The sequence below is a fragment of the Streptomyces atriruber genome, from assembly GCF_001418325.1.
Lineage (GTDB): Bacteria > Actinomycetota > Actinomycetes > Streptomycetales > Streptomycetaceae > Streptomyces > Streptomyces atriruber.
In genome coordinates this window covers 15,745-40,209 of record NZ_LIPN01000246.1, presented here as the reverse complement: position 1 = coordinate 40,209, position 24,465 = coordinate 15,745, and the positions used below count along the sequence as shown (strand labels likewise).

Sequence of the window (24,465 nt, the reverse complement as noted above, 5' to 3'; positions counted from 1 at the left end):
GCGTTCACCCACCCGTTCACGTACGTCTGCGAACATCCCCAGGTGGACAACCCGAACCCCGTACCCGCCTCCGCGCACGCCTCCCCGCAGCTTCCCGCCCATCTGCTGGAGCAGGCGCCGGGCGCGCCCATCCGGTCCGGCATTCCCGAGCACGGGCGCATTCCGAAGTACTACGCCGTGAAGGCCAGGATCGCGGGGCTCATCGAGGAGTTGGGGGACGGGCAGGCGCTGCCCACCGAGCGGGACCTCGCCGAGCGGTACGAAGTGGCGCGGGAGACCGTGCGCCAGGCATTGCGCGAACTGCTCCTGGAGGGGCGGCTGCGCAGGCAGGGGCGCGGCACGGTCGTCGCCGGTCCCAAGCTGGAGCAGCCGCTGTCGCTGGCGAGCTACACGGAAGGCGTGCGGCGCCAGGGGCGTACGCCCGGCCGCAATCTCATCTCCCTCGACCGCTTCCCCTGCCCCGTCGCGCTCGCCGCCGAGATCGACGCCGAACCGGGCGAGCCCGTCTGGCACATGGAGCGCGTGCTGCTCGCCGACGACGAGCGGGTCGGCCTGGAGAGCACCTACGTCTCCGTGGCCCGCGTGCCGCGCCTCGACGCCGACTTCGAGCCCGACTCCTCCTTCTACGCGTACCTGCGCGACAGCCTCGGCATCGCCTTCGGGGACGCCGACGAGCGGATCGAGACGGTCCTGGCCACTCCGCGCGAGGCGCTCCTCATCGGGACGCCGCCCGCGCTGCCCATGCTGCTGATCCACCGGTTGTCCCGGGACACGGCCGGTCGGCCGCTGGAGCGTGTGCGCACGCTCTACCGCGGGGACCGGTTCTCCTTCACCACTCATCTCGGGTCTGGCTGAACGGTTCCCTCGGGGCGGTCCGGTCGGCCGGAAGGTCACTGAAAGGTAACGGGTCTAGTCCAAGCTTGGGTGGGCGTTCACCGTCCCGTTGCCCACCCGCCCCGCGCGGGTCACCGGTCCCCAGCAGCGTTGCCGTCGTGAGAGTCATCGTCGTAGGAGCCGGCGTGGTGGGAACCATGCACGCCTGGCACGCAGTGGAGCGCGGCCACGAGGTCGTACAGATCGAGCGCGAGAGCGAGGCCCGCGGGGCGTCGCTGCGCAACTTCGGACAGATTTGGGTGAGCGGCCGCGCGGGCGGCGAGGAGCTCGACACCGCGCTGCGTGCCAGGGAGCTCTGGGAGGGCATCGGCGAACGCGTGCCGGGCCTCGGCTTCCGGGCCATCGGCTCGCTGACCCTGGTGCGGGGCGAGCGCGAGCGCGCCGTCGCCGAGGCGGCGCTCGCCCGCCCGGACGCGGCCGCCCGCGGCTACGAACTGCTCGGCGCCGAGGAGGCGCGCGAGGTCAACCCGGCCCTGCGCGGCGAGTTCAGCGCGGCCCTGTGGTGCGAGCGGGATGCCGCCGTGGAACCGCGCACCGCCCAGCTGAGGCTGCGCGAGGCCCTGCTGAAGTCGCCGCGCTACACCTTCCTGCCGGGCCGCGAGGTCCGCGAGGTGGTCGGCACCGGCAGCGTCCGCGACGACCACGGCGACGTGCACACCGGTGACGTCGTCGTGCTCGCCACCGGCGCCTGGCTCGGCGGGCTCGTCCGCGAGCTGGCCGGACCCGACCTGCCCGTGCGCCGCGTACGGCTGCAGATGATGCAGACCGAGCCGCTCGGTGAACCGCTCACCACCTCCGTCGCCGACGCGGACAGCTTCCGCTACTACCCGGCGTACAAGTCGGACGCCCTGGACGCGCTCAACGCCGGACAGGCGCAGACCCCGACCGCCGCCGCGCACAAGATGCAGCTGCTCATGGTGCAGCGCAAGGACGGCGGCCTGACCATCGGCGACACCCACGAGTACGAGCACCCCTTCGCCTTCGACACCGTCGAGGACCCCTACGACCACCTCACCGAGGTCGTCGAGGGCTTCCTCGGCCGCCCGCTGCCGAAGATCAGGCGGCGCTGGGCCGGGGTGTACGCGCAGTGCGTCGACACCAGCCGGGTCGTGCACCGGCAGGAGCTGCGCCCGGGCGTGTGGCTGGTCACCGGGCCCGGCGGGCGCGGCATGACCTGCTCGCCCGCCATCGCCGAGAAGACCGCGAACCAGCTGGGATGGTGAACGAATTGAGCACGCACCGCACGGACCTCGTCGTACTGGACATGGCGGGGACCACCGTCGCCGACGGCGGCCTCGTCGAGCAGGCCTTCGCCGCCGCCGCGCGGGAGCTCGGCGTCGAGCCGGACTCCGCCGACCACGCGGCGAAGCTGGAGTACGTACGCGCCACGATGGGCGAGTCCAAGATCTCCGTCTTCCGGCACCTCTTCGGCGAGGAGGCGCTCGCCCGGCAGGCGAACACCGCCTTCGAGAAGGCGTACGGGACGCTCGTCGACGGCGGCCGCATCGCACCCGTCCCCGGGGCGCGCGAGGCCATCGAGGAGCTCAAGGAGGACGGCAGGACCGTCGTCCTGACCACCGGATTCGCCCGCGTCACCCAGGACGCCATCCTCGACGCGCTCGGCTGGCGCGACCTCGTCGAGCTGACCCTCTGCCCCGCCGACGCGGGCGGCCGCGGGCGCCCCTACCCGGACATGGTGCTCAGCGCCTTCCTGCGGACCGGCGCCGCGGACGGCGTGCGGAACGTGGCGGTCGCGGGCGACACGGCGTACGACATGCTCAGCGGCGTGCGGGCGGGCGCCTCCGTCGTCGCCGGGGTGCTCACCGGCGCCCACGGCGACGCCGTGCTCCGTGAGGCCGGTGCCACCCACGTGCTCGGCTCCGTCGCCGAACTGCCCGCGATACTCAGGGGAGTCGGCTGATGAGCAGCGGCATCCGCTTCGACCGGGTGTCCGTCGCGTACGACGGGAACACCGTCCTGGACTCCCTCGACCTGACCGTGGAGCCCGGCGAGGTCATGGCCCTGCTCGGGCCCTCCGGGTCCGGCAAGACCACCGCGCTGCGGGCCGTCGCGGGGTTCGTGCGGCCCGCGTCCGGGCGGGTGTTCATCGGGGAGCGCGACGTCACGGACCTGCCGCCGCACCAGCGGGGCATCGGCATGGTCGTGCAGCAGTACGCGCTCTTCCCGCACATGCGGGTCGAGGACAACGTCGCCTTCGGCCTGAAGGCGCAGAAGGCAGCCAAGGGCGAGATCCCCGGGCGGGTCGCCGAGGCCCTGGAGATGACGGGGATGGCCGCGTACGCCAAGCGGTATCCGCGCGAGCTGTCCGGCGGGCAGCAGCAGCGGGTCGCCATCGCGCGGGCGCTCGCCATCCGGCCGGGGGTGCTGCTCCTCGACGAGCCGCTGTCCGCGCTGGACGCGCAGCTGCGGTCGGGGATGCTGGCGGAACTCGCGCGGCTGCACCGGGAGTTGCCGGACGTCTCGATCCTGTACGTCACCCACGACCAGGTCGAGGCGCTCACCCTGGCCGACCGGATCGCCGTCATGGACCGGGCCCGGCTGCAGGACTGCGGCACGCCGCAGGAGCTCTACCGGGCGCCCCGCACGGAGTTCACCGCGTCCTTCGTGGGCAACGCGAACCTCCTCGCGGTGACGGTGGGGACGGGAGGCGTGACCCTCGGCGGGACCGAGCTCAAGGTCGACACGGGGGGCGTGGCCGCCGGGGTGACGGCCACGCTGTGCGTGCGGCCGCACCTGGTGGGTCTCGGGGAGGGGCCGAACGCCCTCACCGGCCGGGTCACCGAGGTCCAATGGCGGGGCGCCACCCACCGGTTGTACGTCGATGTCGCGGGGGAGCGGGTGAAGGCGGACGTCCGCGAACTCCGGACCCCGCCCGCCATCGGGGACACGGTCACCGTGCACTTCGCGCCCGAGGACGCGGTGCTCCTTTCCGGAGGGGTGACCGATGGGTAGTCCTGCCGAGCGCCTCGCGAGAAGTGAACCGGCACCGGGGGCTGTCGGCGGGTCGGGATCCGCCCCGGCGGAACGCATGCCCACAGCGGCGCAGGCCCCACCAGCCGCCGGCGGAACCGGGGTACGGGCCCGCAAGGTGCCCGCTCTCCTGTGGGCCCTGCCCCCCGTCGCCCTCCTCGGGCTCTTCTTCCTCTACCCCCTCTTCCTCGTCGCGCAGCAGTCCGTGCGGCCCGACACCGGCGGCACCTCCCTCCAGCCCTACTCCGACGTGTTCGCCTCCGAGGCGTTCCGGGAGGCGCTCGGGACCACCGTGTGGCTGGCGCTCGGCGCGACCGTGGGATGTCTCGTCCTCGGGTTCGCGCTCGCGCTGGTCATCGCCTTCGTGCCGTTCCCCGGCGGAAAGGCCGTCGCGAAGTTCATCGACGTCTTCCTCTCCTTCCCGTCCTTCCTGATCACCCTGGCCCTCCTCTTCGTCTACGGGACCAAGGGCATGGCCAACGGCGTGTGGACGGACGCGACGGGCGCCGCCGAGGGGCCGTTCCAGTTCCTGACCACCCCGTGGGGCGTGCTGCTCGCCGAGATCACGTACTTCACGCCCTTCGTGATGCGGCCCCTGCTCGCCGCGTTCTCGCAGATCGACACCGCGCAGATCGAGGTCGCCGCCAGCCTCGGCGCCCGGCCCGCCCGCATCGTGCGCCGCGTCATCCTGCCCGAGGCGCTGCCCGCGCTCGCGGCCGGCGGCAGCCTCGTCCTCGTCATGTGTCTCAACGAGTTCGGGATCGTCCTCTTCACGGGGGCGAAAGGGGTCACGACCCTCCCGATGCTCGTCTACAGCAAGGCGATCCTCGAGTCCGACTATCCGGCGGCGTGTGTCGTCGCCGTCGTCAACATCGCGATCTCCGTGGGCCTGTACGGCCTCTACCGGGTGGTGAGCCGTCGTGTTGGTGCATAGCCGCAAGGGGAAGTGGGCCACCTGGGCCCTGTTCTTCGTGCTCTTCCTGCCGCTGTTCGCGCTGCCGCTGCTCGTGATCCTCATGGCGTCGTTCGCCGAGCACTGGTCGGGCGCCTTCCCGTCCGGCTTCACCGGTGAGCACTACGCGTCGGCGACCCGCGGCGACTCGCTGCGGGCCCTCACCACCAGCCTCGTCACCGCGGTCGCCGCCAGCCTGCTCGCGCTCGCCGTCGGGTCCTGGGCGGCGCTCGCCGGTGCCTCGCTGAAGCGGGGCGGCAAGAAGTTCCTCGACGCGCTGTTCGTGCTGCCCGTCGCCGTGCCGTCCGTGGTCGTCGGCCTCGCGGTCCTCGTCGCGTTCTCCAAGCCGCCGATGATCCTCAACGGCACGAGCTCGATCGTGATCCTCGCGCACGCCATTCTTGTCACGGCGTTCGCCCACCAGTCGGTCTCGGCTGCCATCGTGCGTCTCGACCCGGCGTACGAACAGGCCGCCGCCTCACTCGGCGCCCGCCCCTCGTACGTCCTGTGGCGGGTGAAGCTGCCACTCCTGCTGCCGTCCCTGAACGCGGCCGCCGGGCTCTGCTTCGCCCTGTCCATGGGCGAGTTGAGCGCCACGATGATGCTCTACCCGCCGGACTGGATGCCGCTGCCCGTGCGGATCTACGCGGCCACCGACCGCGGCTCCACCTTCACCGGCGCCGCCGTCGCGACCGTCCTCATGGCGGCCACGCTGCTCGTGCTGCTGGCCGTCTCCCGCATCCGCACCCGCGCCTCCTACCGCTGAACTCGCCCCCGTCCCACGGTTCTTCAAGGAGTACGAAACGTCATGTCCCGCCTTATCCGAGCCCCGCGCCTGCGCACGGTCGCCGCCGTCACCGGCGGCCTCGTCCTCGCCGGATCCCTCACCGCGTGCGGCGGCAGCTCCGCCGCCTCCGACGACAAGGTCGTCACCGTCTACAGCGCCGACGGCCTCAAGGGCGAGAACGGCGACGGCTGGTACGACCGGGTCTTCAAGGACTTCGAGAAGAAGACCGGCATCAAGGTGAACTACGTGGAGGGCGGCTCCGGCGAGATGGTGCAGCGCGCCGTCCGCGAGAAGTCCAACACGCAGGCCGACGTCCTGATCACCCTGCCGCCCTTCATCCAGCAGGCCGACGAGAAGGGCCTGTTGCAGGCCTACGAGCCCAAGGGTTCGGACCAGGTCGACGGCGCCGACAAGGCCGCCGACGGCAAGTGGACCTCCGTGGTGAAGAACTACTTCGGGTTCATCTACAACAAGAAGGAACCGGCCGGTGGCAAGGCGCCCAAGACGTGGGAGGACCTCACCGACGGCGCGTACAAGAACAAGGTGCAGTACTCCACGCCCGGCGTCGCGGGCGACGGCACCGCCGTCCTCATCAAGGCGATGCACGACTTCGGCGGCAAGGAGCCGGCGATGGCGTACCTGAAGAAGCTGCAGACCAACAACGTCGGCCCGTCCGCCTCCACCGGCAAGCTCGCGCCCAAGGTCGACAAGGGCGAGCTGCTCGCCGCCAACGGCGACGTCCAGATGAACTACGCGCAGTCCAAGGACATGCCGAACCTCGGCATCTGGTTCCCCGCCACCGCGAAGAACCCGGACAGGCCCACGACCTTCGCACTGCCTTATGCGGCCGGGCTCGTCAGCAAGGCCCCGCACAACGCCAACGCGAAGAAGTTCCTCGACTTCATGCTCGGTCAGGCGGCGCAGCGGCAGGTCAGCGAGATCGGCGGCGGCTTCCCGGCCCGCAAGGACATCAAGGCCACCGACGCCAACGCCATCGCCCTCGACAAGATCATCGACGGCGTGGAGATCTTCGAGCCGGACTGGGCGGACGTCTCAGAGAACCTCCGGTCGTACGTGGAGGACTGGAAGTCGGCGACCGGTAGCTGACAGTTCACCGTCGCACCCCTGGCCCCAGGGGTTCGGTAGCGAAAAGATAACGGGTATGGGCCCAACGCCCCTGGTTCTCCGGGGGCGTTGGCGTGCGCCGCCCCCCCCACCACGTCTTCCGGAGGACCACGTGTCGTCACGCATCACCCGCCGCTCACTGCTCGTCTCCACCGCGGCCGCCGCCCTCGCCGCAGGGCCCCTCGCGGCCACCGCCAGAGCCGCCGCCAAGACCCCCAAGGTCCTGGTCGTAGGCCTCGACGGCGCCCTGCTCAACAGGGTCGAGGACGCCGACACCCCCACCCTCAAGGGCCTGATGGCCGCGGGCCTCACCGCGCCCAGCGCCCTCTACGCCAACCCGCTCGCGCCCACCTCGTCGGGGCCCGGCTGGTCGACGCTCATCACCGGCGTCTGGCCCGACAAGCACAAGGTCGTGAACAACGAGTTCACCGGGCACCAGCTCGCCGCCTACCCGGACTTCATGACCCGCGTCGAGGCGGCGAAGCCCGGCCTGCGGACGTACGCCGTCGCGTCCTGGAACCCCATCACCGACATCATCTTCTCCGCGAAGGTCGACACCCGGGTCTCCACTCCGTCCGCCGAGTACGACACGGGCACCACGGCACGCGCCGTCGCCGAGCTCGGCAAGGGCAACCCCGACGCGGTCTTCGTCCAGCTCGACAACGTCGACCACGCGGGCCACGACAGCGGCGCGGCCAGTCAGGCCTACCTCGATGCGCTGCACGGCGTCGACACCCAGGTCGGGCAGCTCCTCGCCGCCGTCAAGTCCCGCGCCACGTACGGGAACGAGGACTGGCTCGTCATGATCACCGCCGACCACGGGCACACCGACGCGGGCGGCCACGGCGGCTCCAGCTGGGCCGAGCGCCAGACGTTCCTGATCGCCACCGGCCCCACGATCACCCGAGGCTCCGTCCGCCACGACGTCCGCATGCCCGACGTCGCCGCGACCGCCCTCGCCCACCTCGGCATCGCCATCGACCCGGCCTGGGGCCTGGACGGCCGCCCCGTCCAGCAGCCGCGGCCCGACGACTTCGACGCCCTGCGCCCCGCGCTGGGCGGACCCGTGGACGAGGGCGGCATCGGCTCCGGCGTCATCGGCTTCACGCACACACCGCCGAGCGGCTGGACCGTCGACAACGCGAAGATGGGCACCGGCGGCGTCACCGAGTGGCGCGGCTGGTCCTTCACGACGGACGAGTTCTGGACCAAGGCCGAGCGCGACCAGCGGCGCGAGAACAACATCCGCGCCCGCGGCGTCTTCGCGGTCGCCGACGGCGACGAGTGGAGCGACCGGACCGTCTCGGGCACCTTCGACTCGACGCTGATCAGCCCCTCGTACGACGTGCGGGGCGGGGCGCGGGCGACGCTCACCTACACGACGTACTACCGCCACGAGGCCCCGCAGAAGGGCGAGGTGCTCGTCTCCTACGACGGGGGCACCCCGGTCGCGGTGAAGACGTACACGGCGGACACCCCCTCCGTCGTGGAGAACATCGCGCTCCAGGTCCCGGCGGGCGCGCGAAAGGCCAGGGTCCATTTCCGTTACACCGGGGCGAACAACTGGTACTGGACCATCGACGGGGTCAAGATCGCGGGTTCCTGATTAGGCTGTGGGCGTCGGCACAGCGCTGTCCCGGCGCCCCAGCAACCCCGTACACCGCAGGAGTGCACCCCATGGCAGAGCGCAAGCCCATCGAATCGTGGCTCACCGACATGGACGGCGTGCTCATCCACGAGGGAGTGCCGATCCCCGGCGCCGACGCCTTCATCAAGAAGCTGCGCGAGTCGGGCAAGCCCTTCCTGGTCCTGACGAACAACTCCATCTACACCGCGCGCGACCTCCAGGCCAGGCTGACCCGGATGGGCCTCGAAGTGCCCGTCGAGAACATCTGGACCTCCGCGCTGGCCACCGCCAAGTTCCTCGACGACCAGCGCCCCGGCGGCACCGCGTACGTCATCGGGGAGGCGGGCCTGACCACCGCCCTGCACGACATCGGGTACGTCCTCACCGACCACGACCCGGACTACGTGGTCCTCGGCGAGACCCGCACGTACTCCTTCGAGGCCATGACCAAGGCCGTCCGCCTCATCAACGGCGGCGCCCGCTTCATCTGCACCAACCCCGACGAGACGGGCCCCTCCACCGAGGGCCCGCTGCCCGCCACCGGCGCCGTCGCGGCACTGATCACCAAGGCGACCGGCAAGAACCCCTACTTCGCGGGCAAGCCGAACCCGCTGATGATGCGGACCGGGCTGAACGCGATCGGCGCGCACTCGGAGACCAGCGCGATGATCGGCGACCGCATGGACACGGACGTCCTGGCCGGGCTCGAAGCGGGCATGGAGACGTTCCTGGTGCTCACGGGCCTGACGTCCCGGTCGGACATCGACCGCCACCCGTTCCGGCCCTCGAACGTCGTGGACTCCATCGCGGACCTGGTGGAACGCATCTGACCTGATCCGATCGGGCCGGGCGCGGGCGGGCCGCCGCCCGTTTGCCGCATCAAGATGCGGAGCCGCCCGCGCCGAGTGAACCTCGTATATGGAGGTTCACGATGCGTATACGTTCCCTAGCTCTCCGTGGGGCAGGAGTGGCCGTCGCCCTGGCGGTCGCCCTCCCCGCAGGCGCGGCCCAGGCCCACGACGAAGGTTCCGTGCGGGCCACCGTCACCCCGGCAAGCACCGCGCCCGGCGCCACCGTGGAGGTGAGCGTGACGGGCTGCAGCGGCACGACCGGTACGGCGGGGTCGGGGGCCTTCGAGGGGGACGCCCAGCTCACCGGCCGTGACGGCGACAAGTACGCGCTCAACGGCAGCGCGCGGATCAAGCACGGCGTCTCCGGCTCCTACGACGTCACCGTCACCTGCGACGGCCACCCGCACCAGGGTGCGGGCACCGTCCGGATCGAGCGGCACAACCCGGACCCGGTCTCCCCGGTGCGGGCCGGTGGCGGCGGCACCGCGCAGCTGACCACCGCCGCGACCGCGGAGGCGAACGAGGCGGGGCCCGGCACCCGGCACGCCGTGATCGGCCTGATCCTCGCGGGGGTCGCCGCCGTCGCGGTGGCGTTCCGCAGCGTCCGCCGACGCCGCTCCGAGTGACGGGCGGGACGCCACCATGTCCGGCGCTGAACGCGCGTCCGGGTCGGGTCGGCTCCTGACCGGAGTCGCCTGGGCGGTCCTCCTGGTCGGCCTCTGCCTCTGGGGCAGCGACATCGCGGGCCTGCGCGGCGGGATGTCCGCGCCCGCCACGGGCGACGTGGCCGCGGTCGGCCGCCCCCTCGGCGTCGAACTTCCGCCCGCGCACGAGCCGTTGACCCCCGCGAGGCCCGAGCGCGTCGACGTGCCGTCGCTGAAGGTGCGGGCCCCGGTGGCGGCTCGCGGCCTGGACGGCGACGGCGCGATCGACCCGCCGCCCTTCGCGCAGTCCGGCACCGTCGGCTGGTACGGCGGCGGCACCCGCCCCGGCGCCCCCGGCGCGGCCCTCTTCGTCGGCCACGTCGACACCGAGACCGAGCCCGCCGTCTTCTACGACCTCAGCACCCTGCGCCCCGGCGAGAAGGTCGAGGTCGCCCGGGACGACGGCAAGGTCGCCGAGTTCACGGTGGAGGACGTACAGGTCGTCACCCGCGACCGCTTCGACGCGAAGAAGGCGTACGGCCCGCACGAGGACGGCCGCGCGGAGCTGCGCCTCATCACCTGCGGCGGCACCTTCGACAAGGACGCGCGCACCTACACGGCGAACGTGATCGTCTCCGCGTACCTCACCGATGTGAGCGCGTGAGGGCCCCGGGAAGTCCGTGTACGCAACCCGTACCTGGCCCGGTCGGCGGCCCGCTCCCCCCGGAGCCGCCGACCGGGCTGGTCCTCGACCGCGCGCGCACGAGCTGCGGGAGAAACCCGGCGCCGGCGCGGGAGGTACGGGGACCATTCCCGAATTGCGGAATGGTCGACTTGGCCGGGGGCTTGGGCCGTGCAACCGACTTTAGAACGAATGCGCGCTTGGGCCTAGAGGCATTGGCGATGGAATGACGCCAAGTCGCGGCCCCTTCTCCCTCCGTGATCACCGCAGGTGGGGGACCTGCATCAGGAAGGTTCGGACCTGCCCCGACGGAGCGCTTCCGCGTCGATCTTGCCCCTGATCACCTGGGCCGCCACCAGGTCGATGACCTGCTGTTCTCTGCGTGCGTAGCCCCGCAGCGCCTGGAATGCCTCGTCCATGCCGGTGTTCCAGCGCTCGGCGAGTACGCCCTTGGCTTGTTCCACGTGAATGCGACTGTCCAGCGCTGTCTGAAGCTGTTCGGAGAGCACCCGGTACGCGGAGTGGGTGCGGTGATTGTGGAGGCCCGTGGCCGCGGCGTTGGCGAGGGCCTGCGCGATCCGCAACCCGCGTTCGGACGGCATCCGGCGTTCCGCCCTCCCGCCCCGATTCGCCGCCGCCACGAAGATGTTGAGCACGCCGAGCGTCGTGCCGTGCCGCCTGATCGGCACCGCGTACGTCTCCTCGATGCCCTGCTCGCCCGCCCGCTCGGCGAACTCCGGCCAGCGGGCCCCGGCGTCCTCGGGGCAGATCCGCATCGGCGGCACCGGCTCCCCGGTGCCGAAGCTCTCCACGCACGGGCCGCCACAGTGCTGGACCTCCAGCAGTCCTCGCACCGCGGCCTGTTGGCGGCCGCAGGGGACGATGCGCACCTCTTCGTCCCCGCCGGTGTACATCACGCCGACGCCCCGGGCGTCGACCAGCTCCACACAACGGTCCGCGAGCCACTCCAGATAGCGCTCGAGGTCGAAGTCGTCGGTCAGGGTATCCGCGGTTTCCACCAGGACGTCCGCAAGCCGCAGTTCCCTGTCGCGGTCTCGCATGCCCCTCCACCTCCACTCCCCGCGGCACTGCGCCTACCCCGACCGGGCGGGCTGTAACAGCTCTCCTACAGCTCTCTGCGCAGGGCGGTCGGGCCTCGTGGGCAGGGATGACGTGTGTCAGGATTGAGAAACGGACAGTGCACCCGAGGGGGAGTGGATGTACCGCAAAAACACCGGCCGCGGGCACGGTTTCGCGGCCATGGGGATGCGGACGGGAGTGGCACTCGCGGGGGCCGCGCTGCTCCTCGTCGGGTGCTCCTCCGGCGGTGACCCGGACGGCGATTCGTCGAGTCCGCCGGTGAAGCAGCAGCCCAAGGGCAAGGATCCGTACTGGGTCAATCCGGACGGCAACGCGGCCAAACAGGTCGAGTCGTACTCCAAGGACGACAAGAAGGACGACGCCGAGCAGATCCGCAAGATCGCCGAGCAGCCGGTGGCCGAGTGGATCGTCCCGGAGAACGCGGAGGACCAGGCGCGCGGCTTCACCGAAGCGGCCGAGAAGGCCGACCGGGACGCCCTGTTGGTCCTCTACAACATCCCGCACCGCGACTGCGGTCAGTACTCGGGCGGCGGCGCGGCCGACGGCAACGCGTACCGCGCCTTCGTCGACCAGGTCGCCAAGGGCATCGGCGACCGCCACGCCACGGTGATCCTGGAGCCCGACGCGGTCCTCCACATGGTCGACAACTGCACGCCCGAGCAGTTCCACGAGGAGCGGTACGACCTCCTCAACGGCGCCATCGGCAAGCTCAAGTCCCTGAAGAACACCAAGGTGTACCTGGACGCGGGCAACGCGGGCTGGAAGAACCCCGACTCCCTCTGGGAGCCCCTGAAGCGGTCGGGCGTCGAGCAGGCCGACGGCTTCTCGGTGAACGTCTCCAACTTCCAGACCACCGCGGTCAGCACGGAGTTCGGCAAGAAACTGTCGGCGAAGATCGGCAACAAGCCCTTCGTCATCGACACGGCGCGCAACGGCAACGGGCCCTACACCAAGGGCAAGGACCCCTGGTGCAACCCGCCCGGCCGGGCGCTCGGCGAGGCGCCCACGACGAAGACGTCCGACCCGCTCATCGACGCGTACCTCTGGGTCAAGCGGCCCGGTGAGTCCGACGGGACGTGCCGGGGCGGCCCGAAGGCGGGCGAGTGGTGGCCGGAGTACGCGTTGGGCCTCGCGAAGGCGTCCCGCTAGGGGCGCGGGGAACTGCGCGAGCAACCACAAGGAAGCCGCAGTCGCGTCTGCCGGGTAATCCGGCAGACGCGACTGCGGCTGTTTCGTGGCTTGTCGCGCAGTTCCCCGCGCCCCTGAAGCGCCCTCCGGGCGCCCCTAAGGCACCCTCACCCACTGCGCCTTGCTCGGCGTGCCCTGGTCGTCCGTCACGAAGAGCATGTACCAGCCCGACTCCACCAGGGACCGGTTCTTCGGGAGCGTCACCGTCACCGAGTCCTTCGACTTCTTCAGGTCGAGCGCGATCGACGTCTGGTCGATGTCCGTGACGTGCGTCGACGCACTCGGCTTGATGAGGCGGGCCGTCTTGATGGCCGAGGAGTGCTTGGTCGGGAACGTTCCCGACCCGCCCCGCGCGATCGTCTCGGGCCCCGCGCCCAGCGACGGCTGCGAACCGTGGTACAGGTACGGCGGCGTGTAGATCTCGATGCGCTGCTCGAACACGCCGGGCTTCGTGTTGGCCTTGTCGGCGTAGAGCGAGTCGGAGCCGAAGAACATCACGCGGCCGTCGGGGAGCAGGATCGAACCGGAGTGGTAGTTGCGCCCCACCTCGGGGTCGGCCACCCGCTTCATCTCACCGGTCTTGGCGTCGTAGATCCGCGCCTGGTGGATGTTGGAGTCGCTGCGCCCGCGGTAGTCCTCGGAGCCGCCGGAGATCAGCACCGAGTCGTCGGGCAGCGTCGAGATCTGCGGGTAGCGCGTGCCCTTCTCCAGCGAGGGGCCGTCCGTGAACTTCGGGGCGTCCGCCTTCAGGTCGACGATGCGGGTCTTCTCGCTGGACTCCTTGGACTCGCCGACACCGCCGCCGCCGACCACCATGTACTTCTGGTCCTGGGCGGGCGGCAGTTCGACCGTGCCGGAGGTCTCCATGAGCTTCGGGTCGCTCAGCCCCGGGATGCCCTGCCACTTGTTGGTCTGCAGATTCCAGACGCCGGGCTTGCGGCCGACGTCGTCCGGGCCGTAGCCCGCGTTGGAACCGGAGTAGAAGAGCTTGCCGTTGGCCATCTGGAAGATCGCCGGGTACGTCGGGAACTGCCGGATGCCCTTGGTGTACGTCCACTTCTTGGTCTTGGGGTCGTACACCTCGTTCTTGCCCGGGACCAGCTGGCCGATCTCGTCGAGGCCCGAGGTGGAGAGGATCTTGCCGTCGGTGAGCGTGGTCAGCGTGGGGTACCAGCGCGCCTCGTTCATCGGGTCGACCTTGATGTACCGCTCGGCGACCGGGTCGAACTCGAAGGTGTCCTTGATCCCCTGGAAGTCCTTCTTGTCCAGGGCGAGCTTCTCCGCCATGCCGTAGACGTTGCGGGTGTCGGAGCCCTTCAGGCCCTGGATGCGGTAGTTGTCCTGGGTGCCCGTCTCGTACTTGGCGCCGCTCTTCTGCGCCTCGACGTAGACCCGGCCGAGGCCCGGCTCGGTGCGCACGAACGCGCCGGTCTGCTTGTCGAAGACCTTCTTCGCCTTCTCGACCAGGATGTTGTCCTGGGAGACGAACGTCTTGCCGCTCTTCTTGCCGGTGAACTTGGTGCCCGCGGGGATCGTCTTCGGCTCGTCCGGGTCCTCGTTGTGGACGACCATCAGGCCGCCGGCCTTGGTGATGTCGCCCTTCAGCTTCTCGTAGCGCTGCGTGCCGCCCGCGATGAGCAGGTTGCCGTTGCCCAGCTGGGTGTGGCCCGTGCAGAACAGGTCGGTGGGCGTCGGGATCTTCTTGATGGTGTTCTTGACCGGGTCCCACAGCCGGGTGTCGAACTTCTTCTTGTCGAAGTTCTTCTGGTTGTTGCCGGACCCGGCGACCAGCAGGACCTTGCCCGTGTGCAGCAGCGCCGCGTGGATGGTGTTCTGGCGGTACTCCTCGGGGAAGTCGATGACCTCCCAGTGGCCGTTGTCCGCCTTGTACTCCGGCTTGTTGATCTTGTAGTCGTGGTACTTCTCGGAGCCCACGCGCCACAGCCACGGGCCGTTCATCCCTGCCAGCGCAAGGACGACCGCCGCGCCTATCGCGATGCGGCGGGCGCGGCGGCGGCTGGAACGGTCTTTCATTTCTTACGTCCCCCAAGGGAAATCTGCATGGTCTGGTCGGGCGACGCCCAGCTGGGCTTCTGCTGCGGGGCGTGCGGCAGGGGCGCCGTGGCGTCACGCTGCTGCGGCACCGTCGTCTCCGGGGCCGGCGGCAGCCCGGAGATCCCGGTCTGCTCCGGGGGCTCGGGCTTCTTCCTGTCCTGGCGCATGCCCCACCGCCACGCGAAGATCGGCGCGGCCGTGATCAGCAGGGCGAAGGTCGCCCACGTGATCATCGCGGGGTGCGAGTGCCCGTACACGAAGGAGGCGGCCATCGAGGCGCCGAAGACCAGGATGAAGAACAGGTGGATCCGGAAGGTCCCGAACAGCGTGTCCGGGCTCGCCGAGTCGCCCTTGGGGGTGACCACGAACTTGCTCTTGCGGCGCAGTGCGGCGTCCATCAGCGAGCGCGCGTAGACCGGTGCGGAGAGCGCCGACATCACCATGCCCGCCACACCGCCGGAGCCCTCGGGCTCGTGCGGGGAGACGTTGTGCCTGCGGTTCCAGATGTACAGGCCGATCTGCAGCGCCGAGGCGTTGCCGTACAGCATCAGCCAGATGGTCGGGTCGATGTTCACGCCGGACGCGCCGAGACCCAGGAACAGCGCACAGCTCAGCGCCGCGAGGATCCAGTTCATGGCGGACATCGGGTAGAAGATGACCATCATCGTGTAGTTGAAGAGACGGCCGGGCGGCAGCGAGAACGGCGCCTTCCAGAACTGCTTGAGGATCGTCTCGTACGTTCCGCGGGACCAGCGCAGCTGCTGGGTGAAGAAGTCCGTCCAGGCGTTGGGGCCCTCGCCGACCGCGAGCACGTCCGGGGTGTAGACCGACTTCCACTTCTTGCCGGTCTTCGGGTTCGTGGCCCGGTGGATCTCGAAGCCCGTCGCCATGTCCTCGGTGATCGAGTCGTACAGGCCGCCGATCTGCTTCAGGGCCTTGATGCGCACCGCGTTGGACGTGCCGACGAACATCGGGGCGCCGTAGGCGTTGCCCGCCCGCTGGATCAAGGCGTGGAAGAGGAACTGCTGCGACTCGGCGGCCTTGGTGACGAAGTTGTCGTAGTTGCCGTAGACCTGCGGGCCGATGACGAAGCCGACGTTCTCGTCGCGGAAGAAGCCGAGCATCCGCTCCAGGTAGTTCGGCATCGGGACGTGGTCGGTGTCGACCGATGCGAAGTAGTCGTAGTCGTCGCCGTGCGCGTCGAGCCAGGCGTTGTAGTTGCCGTGCTTGGTCTTGGCGCGGTGCGGGCCCTTCGCCATGTTCCACTTCGCCACGCCCTTGCGGGAGAAGTGGTGCACGCCGAGCCGTCGGCAGACCTCCTTGACCTCCGGGTCGTCACCCTCGTCGAGGAGCCAGACGTGCATGAGACCGCGGTGACGGATCTTGACCGCGGCCTCCAGCGTCTTCGTCACCATCTCGATCGGCTCCTTGCCGGGCACGAACGAGGTGAGGAAGGCGACTCTGGTGCCGGTCTCGGGCACCACCGGGACCGGGTCGCGGGCGACGAGCGTCGCGTGCGCGTTCGAGAGCACGTTCATGCAGCGGAAGAACTCGATCAGACCGATCGATATGAGCATGACGACGTCGAGGACCGGCAGCCAGTCGTTCGCGACGTAGTCCCGCTTCGTCCAGTGCTCGGGCTGGAGCAGCCAGCCGAGCAGCACGAGCGAGAGCAGCGGGGCCGCTCCCAGCATGAGCGCGGCCCGTACCTTGTGCGGCTCCTGCGAGAGCAGCGAGCGGTACTTCACCTTGTACGGCTTGCTCGGGTCGGGCTGCGTCAGCGGCCCGGCGAGCCGGCTGTAGTGCTCGTAGTCGTACCGCGGCAGGGTCTTCTTGATTCTTCGGAACCCACCCGTCCTGTGCGACGGCACCCTGAGCTGTGTCGTCTCGGATGGGTCGTTCTGCCGCGCGCCCGTCGGCGTCGACGCCATGAGTCATCCCCCCGCACGCGGTCCCCCGCGTGTTAGTAGGTCGTTCCGTCCGCTCCGGTCCCCCTGGGCCTTCACGAACGCATCAGTCGCAGGCCACCGTCTCCTTAGACATGGAACGACGACCTTCCGGTTGCATGATGCCCCCCTCGACATCGCTTCATGAACGGGACCCCCGTCCCTGTCCCGCCGCGGTCGTCTCGGGCCCCCAACTGCCCCGTATCGCCCGCCTCATGAGAGCCAATGGCTCCAGGACAGGGTTCTACGCCTTACGGCATGATCGCAAGAGCGAAACAAGGGGTTTACCGGTCATACGAGCGATTTGGGGCGTCTGCTGGGGCGGGTGAGCCCAGACGGGTCCGGATGTTGCCGAAGTGCTCGCGTATGGCCTGCTCAGCGCGGAGGGCGTCACCCGAGCGCACCGCCTCCAGGATCTCGCGATGCTGACGGCAGGTGATCTTGGGGTCCTGCGGTACGTCCACCAGGTCCGTCCGGACTCGGTGAAAAGCGTCCCAAAAAGCCTCCAGAACCTCGCCGAGGAGGGTGTTTCCGAGACAGCGGTACAGCGTGGCGTGAAACGCACGGTCTGTCTCGGCGTGCACGGCGCCCTCCGCGGACGCCGCCTCGGCCTCCATCCGTGCGACGAGCGCGTCGAGTTCGGCCAGGTCACCGTCCGGTACGCGGCCCGCGAGGCGCGCGATGAGCCCCGTCTCCACGGCCTCCCGCAACTCCAGGAGCTGGAGCAGGCTGTCCTCACCGCGGTAGTGGCCCGCGACCGTGCGGAAGGCGAGGCCCTCGATCATCGGTGCGACCGACATCGGGCCGACGTACGTACCGAAACCGTGCCGGATCTCCACGATGCCCATGGCCTGGAGCGCCTTGAGGGCCTCCCGCACGGAGTTCCTGCTGACCCCCAGGCGCTCCATCAGCTCGGGCTCGGTCGGCAGCGAGGCCCCGGAGGGCAGCCTCGAATCGATGATCAGCTTCTTGATCCGCTCCTGGATGTCTCGCGCCATGGCGACACGGTAGCGGTATGCGGACGGGGGGTCGGCCCCCTGCCGGAACGACGAAGGCCCTCCGCGTGAACGGAGGGCCTTCGCTGTCTGTGCGCCGCCAGGGACTCGAACCCCGGACCCGCTGATTAAGAGTCAGCTGCTCTAACCAACTGAGCTAGCGGCGCCTGCTGACCTGGAGAACTCTACCGGATGTCGGGGGGTGCTCAGGACCACCCGGCGGCCGCCCCGCCGGGGCCGGGAGGCGCCGGGGAGGGCCGCGGGCGGGGCCGGTGCATCATTCGGACCGTCAACATGCGGTATCCCGGGACGGTTGAGAAACTGGCGGACGTGCAGATGCGCGAACATTCTTTTCTGGGGTGTGAGGGGAATCGCATGGAGGACGCTCCGGTATTCGAGGAATTCACCCCCGAGAGCGACTGCGACTGTCCCGGCTGTATTCACTGGCGGCGCACGGCGCCGCACGCTCTGCCCCTGCGGCTCGGCGGCCATCCCGCGGCGCACGGCGCGCGCCGCGCCCTCGTCCTCGCCGCGGCGGCGGGCACCGTGCTCGGCGGCCAGACGCTGCCCGCGACGGCATCCGCCGAGGTGGGGGGCCACCTGGCGGGTACCGGCGCGGTCCCGGCGGACGACGGCCCCGGCACCCCGCAGGGCGGCACGAGCCCGCTGCACGGCCGCTCGGTCACCGCGGCACCGGGCCCGCCGGGAGCAGCCGCCGTCCGGGCGACCACCCGGACGGCGATCATCAACCGGGCCAAGAAGTGGGTCGCGGCGAAGGTGCCGTACAGCATGGACACGTACTGGTCCGACGGCTACCGGCAGGACTGCTCGGGCTTTGTCTCGATGGCCTGGAACCTGAGTGGAAACGAATGGACGGGCAGCCTCGGCACCTATGCCGTGCGTATTGCCAAGGACGATCTGCAGCCCGGCGACATTCTTCTGTTCCATAACCCTGCGGACCCCAACAAGGGCTCGCACGTGACCCTTTTCGGGGGCTGGACGGACTACACGCACACGCATTACATCGCGTACGAACAGGCACGTCCGCACGCCAGGAAACAGGCCACTCCCTATGCCTACTGGACCAACCGGAACAGCTATCTGGCCTATCGCTACAAGGGCGTGGGCGGCGGCTCGCCGGGCGGCTCGGGCACGTCGGGCCCCGCCTCGACGCGGTACCCGGGCGCGGGGTCCTTCGGGCCTGGGGCGAACAACACGTACGTGACGCGGCTCGGCAAGGCGCTGGTCGCCCGGGGCGGCAAGCGCTTCTACCGGTCGGGGCCGGGGCCGCGCTGGAGCGACGCGGATCGCAGGGCGACGCAGGCGTTCCAGCGGGCGCAGGGCTGGCGGGGCCAGGACGCGGACGGCCTGCCGGGGCCGACGACGTGGGCGTATCTGATGAAGGGGAAGGGCCGGGACATCCCGGCGGCCGGCGCGCCCGGGGCCGGTGGCAGCGCGGGGCGTAGTGCGCCGGCGCCCGGCTACCCGGGCCGGGACGTGTTCCGGCCGGGCCGCTCGCACCCGGCGGTCGAGCGGCTCGGCAGGCAGCTGGTGAAGAAGGGCTTCGGCAAGCACTACGCGCGGGGTCCGGGGCCGGTCTGGAGCGAGAGCGACCGGCGCAACGTGGAGGCGTTCCAGCGGGCCCAGGGCTGGCGGGGCGCGGCGGCCGACGGCCATCCGGGGCCGGAGACGTGGCGGCGGTTGTTCCGGTGAGCGGGGCGGGTGTGCCGGTGAGGGGCGCGGGTGTGCCGGCGAGCGGTGCGAGCACGAAAGAGATCGAGGCCCGAACGAGTCGGAGGCACGGATGAGCGCGACGGCAGCTTCACAGCCAGAGTCCCCGCAGGCCGACGGGGCGCCCGAGCCGGCCGCGCGGTCGCCACGGGTGATCCGGAGCGAGGCCACCACCGAGATCCCCGTGCACCTGCTCTTCCGCGACGACCCGGACGACGCGACGGGCGTGCCGCTCGCGCCCGCCGTGGTGCGGCGCAGGCAGGGGTCGGGGGAGCAGCCGCGGGTGACGCGGCGGAGCACGCCGTACGTGACCGCGCCGGTCGCCCGGCCCGTGCCCGACGTCGACCCGGCCCTCGTGCCGCGGCGGGCGCGCGTCCTGCCCGGCTTCGCCGGGGTGCTCGGCGGCTGCGCGGGTGTCGCCGGGTGCGTGCTCTCGCTGTGGTGGGCGGGGGTGCTGCCCGAGCCCGCGCTGCGGGTGACGGGGCTGCCGGGGTACGAGGGGGCCGGTCTCGGCGCCGCGCAGTGGGCGTCGCTGGCCGGGTCGGGGACGCTCGGTCTCTTCGGGTTCGGCGGTCTGGCCCGCGGCCGGGTGGGCCGGGCCTGGGTGCTCAGCCTCTTCGGCCGCTACCGGGGCACGGTCCGCCGCACCGGCCTGATGTGGGTGAACCCGCTGCTGCTGCGGCGCCGTGTCGACGTACGGCTGCGGCACTGGCGGAGCGAGCCGATGCCGGCCGTGGACCGCGGCGGCGTGGCCCTGCGCGTCGTGCTCCTCGTCGTGTGGCGGGTGAAGGACCCGGCGCGGGCGACGCTCGCGGTCGAGGACCACCAGGAGTATCTGCGGGAGTGCGTGGAGGCGACGACGGCCCGGGTCCTCTCGCGGCTGCCCGCAGACGCCTTCCACGACGACGGCCCGACCCTGCGCGACGCCGACGCCGTCGGCTCCGCGCTGACCCGGGCGCTCGCCGCGGACGCGGAGGCGGTGGGCGTCGAGGTGTTCTCGGTGCAGCCGTCCCGCATCGAGTACGCCCCCGAGGTCGCCGCCGTGATGCAGCGCCGCCGGGTCGCAGCCCTCGATGCGCGGCACCGCGACACCGTCCTGACCTCGGTGGTCGACTCGGTCGAGGACACGGTGACGCGGCTGACCACCCGGGGGCTGGTGGAGCTGGACGACTACGAGCGCAAGGCTTTGGTGAAGGACCTGACGGTGGCGTTCTATACGGGCCATGGAGAACACCGATGACATGAGGAGGGCCGGGGAGGCGACCGGCCTCGCGGCGCTCGCCGCCGACGCCCGGCGGCTGGCGGACGGTGTCCCGCGCGCCGTCCTGGGCATCGCGGGTCCGCCCGGCACCGGCAAGTCCACGCTCGCGCGGGCCCTGGTCGAGCGGATCGGCGAGAGCGCCGCCTATCTGCCGCTGGACGGCTTCCACCTCTCCAACGACCAGTTGGCGCGGCTCGGCCTGACCGGCCGGAAGGGTTCGGAGCCCAGCTTCGACGTGGCGGGGTACGTCGCGCTGCTGCGCCGGGTGCTCGACGATCCGGCGCACGACATCTACGTACCCGATTACGACCGCACGCTCCACGAACCGATCGCGGCCCGGCACCGCGTCGCCCCGGCCGCCCGGCTGGTGGTCACCGAGGGGAACTATCTCGCCTGCGATCTGCCCGGCTGGCGCGAGGCGCGGGGGCTGATGGGGGAGTGCTGGTACCTCGACTCACCTGGAGAGGTACGCGAACAGCGTTTGATGGAGCGGCAGTTGGCGGGCGGTCGGACGTCGGAGGAGGCCGCGGCCTGGCTCGCGACGAACGACGGACCCAACGGTGAACTCGTGGAGACCTCGCGTCGGCGATGCGGACGGATCCTCTCCACGATTGGTATGGACATGTTCAACTAACGGCAATAATCTGAACTTGGTCTAGACCGCAGTGCGCGCACGTCCCACGGAACTCCCACGTTCGGCAGGAGCGGCACATGCGAAACAAGAAGATGTACGCGGCCATGGTCGGCCTCGGCACGGTCGGCGCGTTCGCGCTCTCCGCCGGGGGCGCCAGCAGCCACGGCTACACGGATCTGCCGGCCAGCCGGCAGATCAACTGCGCCAAGGGCGTGGTGTCCAACTGCGGCTCCATCCAGTACGAGCCGCAGAGCGTCGAGGGTCCCAAGGGCTTCCCGGCCGCGGGTCCTGCCGACGGCAAGATCTGTTCGGCGGGCATCGCCGGGTTCGACCAGCTCAACTCGCCCAAGACGCCGGGCGGCGGAGCATGGCCGACGACGCAGGTGAGCGGTGGTCAGAGCTACACGTTCCGATGGCAGTTCACCGCTCGCCACCGCACCACGGATTTCAAGTACTACATCACCAAGCAGGGCTGGGACGACAGCAAGGCGGTGACCAGGTCCGCCCTGGAGACCACGCCGTTCCTCAATGTGCCGTACAACAGCCAGCAGCCGCCCGCGACCCTCTCGCACAGCGGCACGATCCCCGGCGGTCGCAGCGGCCACCACGTGATCGTCGCCGTCTGGACGGTCGCGGACACGTCGAACGCGTTCTACGCCTGCTCGGACGTCAAGTTCTGAGGAATGCTTGAGGATCTTCCCCACACCCCACGGGTAGGTTCTGCGCACGCCGTGCCGACCTCACGGCGTGCGCAGAGCCGCGCGCACGTCGTGCGGGCGGCCGGAACCGATGTCGGGGGATCCTCATGGAGTTCGTGTTCTACGCCGTGCCGGGAATCATCGCCCTGGGGGCGATCCTCATGGCGGCCGAGGTGGTCAAGCGATCGGCCCGGGTGAGCCGGGCCTGGAACAGCGGGCTCACGGCCGAGGGGCGCTGTCTGCGCACGTACACGACGACGAGCGGTCACAGTGACACCCTCTCCACGACGCTGCACCACGTCTACGAATTCACGCCCCGCGCGGGCCGCCCCGTCCGCTTCGAGGAGGAGGACGGCCCGGCGACGACCGTCGAGGGCGACATCGTCACCGTGCACTACGAGGCCGCGCGTCCCGAAGCCGCGACCGCCCACGCGCCGCGCCCCTACGCGATGGCGGCGGGCACGGTGGGCCTGCTCTGTTTCTTCGGCGTCATAGTGGCGTTCTGCGTCTTCTTCATGGCGACCGCGCACTCCCTCTTCGAGGACGACATCTTCAACGGCATGCCGTGACGCTCCACTTCTGACGTGGCGTCAATTATGGTGCGCGCCCATGGAGTCCACCGATGCAACGGTCGCGGAACTCGTACAGGCGCGGTGGGGCGACCACCGCACCGGCCTGCGCCACGCGGGCGGTGAGCTGAGCCACCACCGGATGACGGCGGGCGCGGCGGCCAGAGCCGCGCTCCTCGCCGACCTGCTGCCACGGCACGCCGCGCCACACATCGGCGTCCTGCTCGACAACACCCCCGAATACCCGCTCTGGCTGAGCGCGGCGGCCCTCGCGGGCGCGGCCGTGGCGGGCATCAACCCCACGCGGCGCGGCCCGGAGCTGGCCCGCGACATCCTGCACACCGACTGCACGGTCCTCGTCACCGAACGGGCCCACCTGCCCCTGCTCGACGGCCTCGAACTCCCCGGCGTACGCGTCCTGGTGACGGACACGGAGGCCTACGCGCACCTCCTCGCGCCCTACGCCGACGCGAAGCCGGACATCGCCCGGACGGTGCGCCCCGGCAGCCGCATGCTGCTCTACTTCACGTCCGGCTCGACCGGCACGCCCAAGGCGGCGATCTGCAGCCAGGGCAGGCTCGCCGCCGCGGGCCGCTCCCTGGTCGCGCACTTCGGCGTGCGCGCCGAGGACACCCACTACATCTGCATGCCCATGTTCCACGGCAACGCGGTGATCGCGGACTGGGCCCCGGCGCTCGCCGCGGGCGCGGGCGTGGCGCTGCGCGCCCGCTTCTCCGCGTCCCGGTTCCTCTCCGACGTACGCGACTTCGGGGCGACGTACTTCACCTACGTGGGGCGGGCGGTCCAGTACGTCCTGGCCACGCCCGAGCGCCCGGACGACCGGGAGAACCCCCTTCGGATCGGCTTCGGGACCGAGGCCGGCGCGGTGGACGCGGCACGCTTCGAGGAGCGGTTCGGGGTGCGGCTCGTCGAGGGGTACGGATCCTCCGAGGGCGGCGCGGCGATCCAGCGCACCCCGGGCACGCCCCCGGGCGCGATCGGCCGCGCGGCGCCCGGCGACGACCTGGCGGTGGTGGGCCCGGGGACGCGCCGGGAGTGCGAGGCCGCCCGGTTCACCGCGTCCGGGCGCCTCCTGAACGGGGAATCGGCGATAGGGGAGTTGGTGAACCGCGGGCCGAACCCCTTCGAGGGGTACTGGCGCAACGAGGAGGCGCAGGCGGAACGCCGACGGGACGGCTGGTACTGGACGGGAGACCTCTTCTACCGCGACACCGCCGGGTACCTCTACTTCGCGGGCCGCACGGACGACCGGCTGCGGGTGGACGGCGAGAACCTGGCGGCGGCGATGATCGAGAACATCCTCGCGCGGTACGAGGGGGCGGCGGCGGTCGCGGTGTACGCGGTGCCCGACCCGGTCTCCGGCGACCAGGTGATGGCGGCGCTCTCGCCACCGCCCGACACCCCCTTCGACCCGCTCGCCTTCGCCGAATTCCTGCTGGCACAGCCCGACTTGGGTACCAAGATGACGCCCGGCTTCGTGCGGGTGGTCCGGCGGATGCCGGTGACGGCGACGAACAAGGTGGCTCGCGGGGCGCTGCGCCGCGAGGATTTCCGCTGCGCCGACCCGGTCTGGTGGCGCCCGCCCGGCGCCTCCGTCTACGCACCCCTGACGCCCTCCGACGTGACGGACCTCCTGGGCCGGTACCGCGCCCAGGGCCGCGACTCCCTGCTCGCGTGAGGAATCCGTGGTGAAGGAACACAAGTCGGTAAAAC

Annotated in this window: 22 protein-coding genes and 1 tRNA gene; 18 read left to right on the top strand and 5 right to left on the bottom strand. The window is 70.8% G+C overall.

What is annotated here, in order from left to right:
* The first annotated feature begins 102 nt into the window (after positions 1-102).
* From AOK03_RS24625 to AOK03_RS24575, 11 genes are all read left to right on the top strand, one after another.
* Positions 103-855, top strand: coding sequence for a GntR family transcriptional regulator (locus AOK03_RS24625; protein ID WP_055567524.1), 753 nt, complete (start codon positions 103-105; stop codon positions 853-855).
* A gap of 137 nt (positions 856-992) precedes the next feature.
* A complete protein-coding gene (locus tag AOK03_RS24620; RefSeq protein ID WP_055567519.1) occupies positions 993-2,117 on the top strand; it encodes a TIGR03364 family FAD-dependent oxidoreductase in 1,125 nt (374 codons plus the stop codon).
* Positions 2,118-2,122: 5 nt separating this feature from the next.
* Complete coding sequence (locus AOK03_RS24615; RefSeq protein ID WP_425264405.1) at positions 2,123-2,815, top strand: phosphonatase-like hydrolase; 693 nt, start codon at positions 2,123-2,125, stop codon at positions 2,813-2,815.
* The gene (locus tag AOK03_RS24610; RefSeq protein ID WP_055567517.1) at positions 2,815-3,867 is read left to right on the top strand and encodes an ABC transporter ATP-binding protein; all 1,053 of its coding nucleotides are present in this window, start codon (positions 2,815-2,817) and stop codon (positions 3,865-3,867) included. The genes AOK03_RS24615 and AOK03_RS24610 overlap by 1 nt, the downstream gene beginning before the upstream one ends.
* 76 nt (positions 3,868-3,943) lie before the next feature.
* Positions 3,944-4,819, top strand: coding sequence for a 2-aminoethylphosphonate ABC transporter permease subunit (locus AOK03_RS24605; protein ID WP_055567516.1), 876 nt, complete (start codon positions 3,944-3,946; stop codon positions 4,817-4,819).
* Positions 4,806-5,603, top strand: coding sequence for an ABC transporter permease (locus tag AOK03_RS24600; protein WP_055567515.1), 798 nt, complete (start codon positions 4,806-4,808; stop codon positions 5,601-5,603). The genes AOK03_RS24605 and AOK03_RS24600 overlap by 14 nt, the downstream gene beginning before the upstream one ends.
* 42 nt (positions 5,604-5,645) lie before the next feature.
* Positions 5,646-6,731, top strand: coding sequence for a 2-aminoethylphosphonate ABC transporter substrate-binding protein (locus AOK03_RS24595; RefSeq protein ID WP_055567514.1), 1,086 nt, complete (start codon positions 5,646-5,648; stop codon positions 6,729-6,731).
* A gap of 130 nt (positions 6,732-6,861) precedes the next feature.
* Positions 6,862-8,355 (top strand): alkaline phosphatase family protein, encoded by a 1,494-nt coding sequence (locus AOK03_RS24590; RefSeq protein ID WP_244177722.1) that lies wholly within the window; start codon positions 6,862-6,864, stop codon positions 8,353-8,355.
* 71 nt (positions 8,356-8,426) lie between these two features.
* Complete coding sequence (locus tag AOK03_RS24585; RefSeq protein ID WP_055567513.1) at positions 8,427-9,206, top strand: HAD-IIA family hydrolase; 780 nt, start codon at positions 8,427-8,429, stop codon at positions 9,204-9,206.
* A gap of 101 nt (positions 9,207-9,307) precedes the next feature.
* Positions 9,308-9,853 (top strand): hypothetical protein, encoded by a 546-nt coding sequence (locus AOK03_RS24580; RefSeq protein ID WP_063792562.1) that lies wholly within the window; start codon positions 9,308-9,310, stop codon positions 9,851-9,853.
* 16 nt (positions 9,854-9,869) lie between these two features.
* Positions 9,870-10,535, top strand: coding sequence for a class F sortase (locus AOK03_RS24575; RefSeq protein WP_055567512.1), 666 nt, complete (start codon positions 9,870-9,872; stop codon positions 10,533-10,535).
* A 302-nt stretch (positions 10,536-10,837) separates the two neighbouring features.
* Here AOK03_RS24575 and AOK03_RS24570 read toward each other — a convergent pair whose 3' ends face one another.
* On the bottom strand, positions 10,838-11,614 hold the full coding sequence (locus AOK03_RS24570; protein WP_055567511.1) for a GAF and ANTAR domain-containing protein: 777 nt from the start codon (positions 11,612-11,614) through the stop codon (positions 10,838-10,840).
* Positions 11,615-11,771: 157 nt separating this feature from the next.
* On the opposite strand from AOK03_RS24570, the gene AOK03_RS24565 reads away from it, so the two are divergent.
* Positions 11,772-12,803 carry a glycoside hydrolase family 6 protein gene (locus AOK03_RS24565; RefSeq protein ID WP_055567510.1) on the top strand — a complete coding sequence of 344 codons (1,032 nt, stop codon included), beginning with the start codon at positions 11,772-11,774 and terminating at the stop codon, positions 12,801-12,803.
* A 135-nt stretch (positions 12,804-12,938) separates the two neighbouring features.
* Here AOK03_RS24565 and glxA read toward each other — a convergent pair whose 3' ends face one another.
* The 4 genes from glxA to AOK03_RS24545 form a co-directional block, all read right to left on the bottom strand.
* Entirely contained in the window at positions 12,939-14,876 is a 1,938-nt protein-coding gene (gene glxA, locus AOK03_RS24560) for a radical copper oxidase GlxA (protein ID WP_055567509.1), read from the bottom strand.
* The gene (locus AOK03_RS24555; protein ID WP_055567508.1) at positions 14,873-16,828 is read right to left on the bottom strand and encodes a glycosyltransferase family 2 protein; all 1,956 of its coding nucleotides are present in this window, start codon (positions 16,826-16,828) and stop codon (positions 14,873-14,875) included. The genes glxA and AOK03_RS24555 overlap by 4 nt, the downstream gene beginning before the upstream one ends.
* 299 nt (positions 16,829-17,127) lie before the next feature.
* Complete coding sequence (locus AOK03_RS24550) at positions 17,128-17,841, bottom strand: FadR/GntR family transcriptional regulator (RefSeq protein WP_055567507.1); 714 nt, start codon at positions 17,839-17,841, stop codon at positions 17,128-17,130.
* Between the two features lie 90 nt (positions 17,842-17,931).
* A tRNA-Lys gene (locus tag AOK03_RS24545) sits at positions 17,932-18,005 on the bottom strand.
* A gap of 208 nt (positions 18,006-18,213) precedes the next feature.
* On the opposite strand from AOK03_RS24545, the gene AOK03_RS24540 reads away from it, so the two are divergent.
* The 6 genes from AOK03_RS24540 to AOK03_RS24515 all read left to right on the top strand — a co-directional run bounded on the left by AOK03_RS24540 (position 18,214) and on the right by AOK03_RS24515 (position 24,430).
* Positions 18,214-19,551 (top strand): peptidoglycan-binding protein, encoded by a 1,338-nt coding sequence (locus AOK03_RS24540; protein WP_055567506.1) that lies wholly within the window; start codon positions 18,214-18,216, stop codon positions 19,549-19,551.
* A 91-nt stretch (positions 19,552-19,642) separates the two neighbouring features.
* Positions 19,643-20,809, top strand: coding sequence for an SPFH domain-containing protein (locus AOK03_RS24535; protein ID WP_055567505.1), 1,167 nt, complete (start codon positions 19,643-19,645; stop codon positions 20,807-20,809).
* Complete coding sequence (locus AOK03_RS24530) at positions 20,793-21,464, top strand: nucleoside/nucleotide kinase family protein (RefSeq protein WP_244177721.1); 672 nt, start codon at positions 20,793-20,795, stop codon at positions 21,462-21,464. The genes AOK03_RS24535 and AOK03_RS24530 overlap by 17 nt, the downstream gene beginning before the upstream one ends.
* Before the next feature lie 77 nt (positions 21,465-21,541).
* The gene (locus AOK03_RS24525; RefSeq protein ID WP_055567503.1) at positions 21,542-22,144 is read left to right on the top strand and encodes a lytic polysaccharide monooxygenase auxiliary activity family 9 protein; all 603 of its coding nucleotides are present in this window, start codon (positions 21,542-21,544) and stop codon (positions 22,142-22,144) included.
* Positions 22,145-22,269: 125 nt separating this feature from the next.
* A complete protein-coding gene (locus AOK03_RS24520; protein WP_055567502.1) occupies positions 22,270-22,731 on the top strand; it encodes a DUF3592 domain-containing protein in 462 nt (153 codons plus the stop codon).
* A 40-nt stretch (positions 22,732-22,771) separates the two neighbouring features.
* On the top strand, positions 22,772-24,430 hold the full coding sequence (locus AOK03_RS24515; RefSeq protein WP_055567501.1) for an AMP-binding protein: 1,659 nt from the start codon (positions 22,772-22,774) through the stop codon (positions 24,428-24,430).
* Positions 24,431-24,465 lie beyond the last annotated feature (35 nt).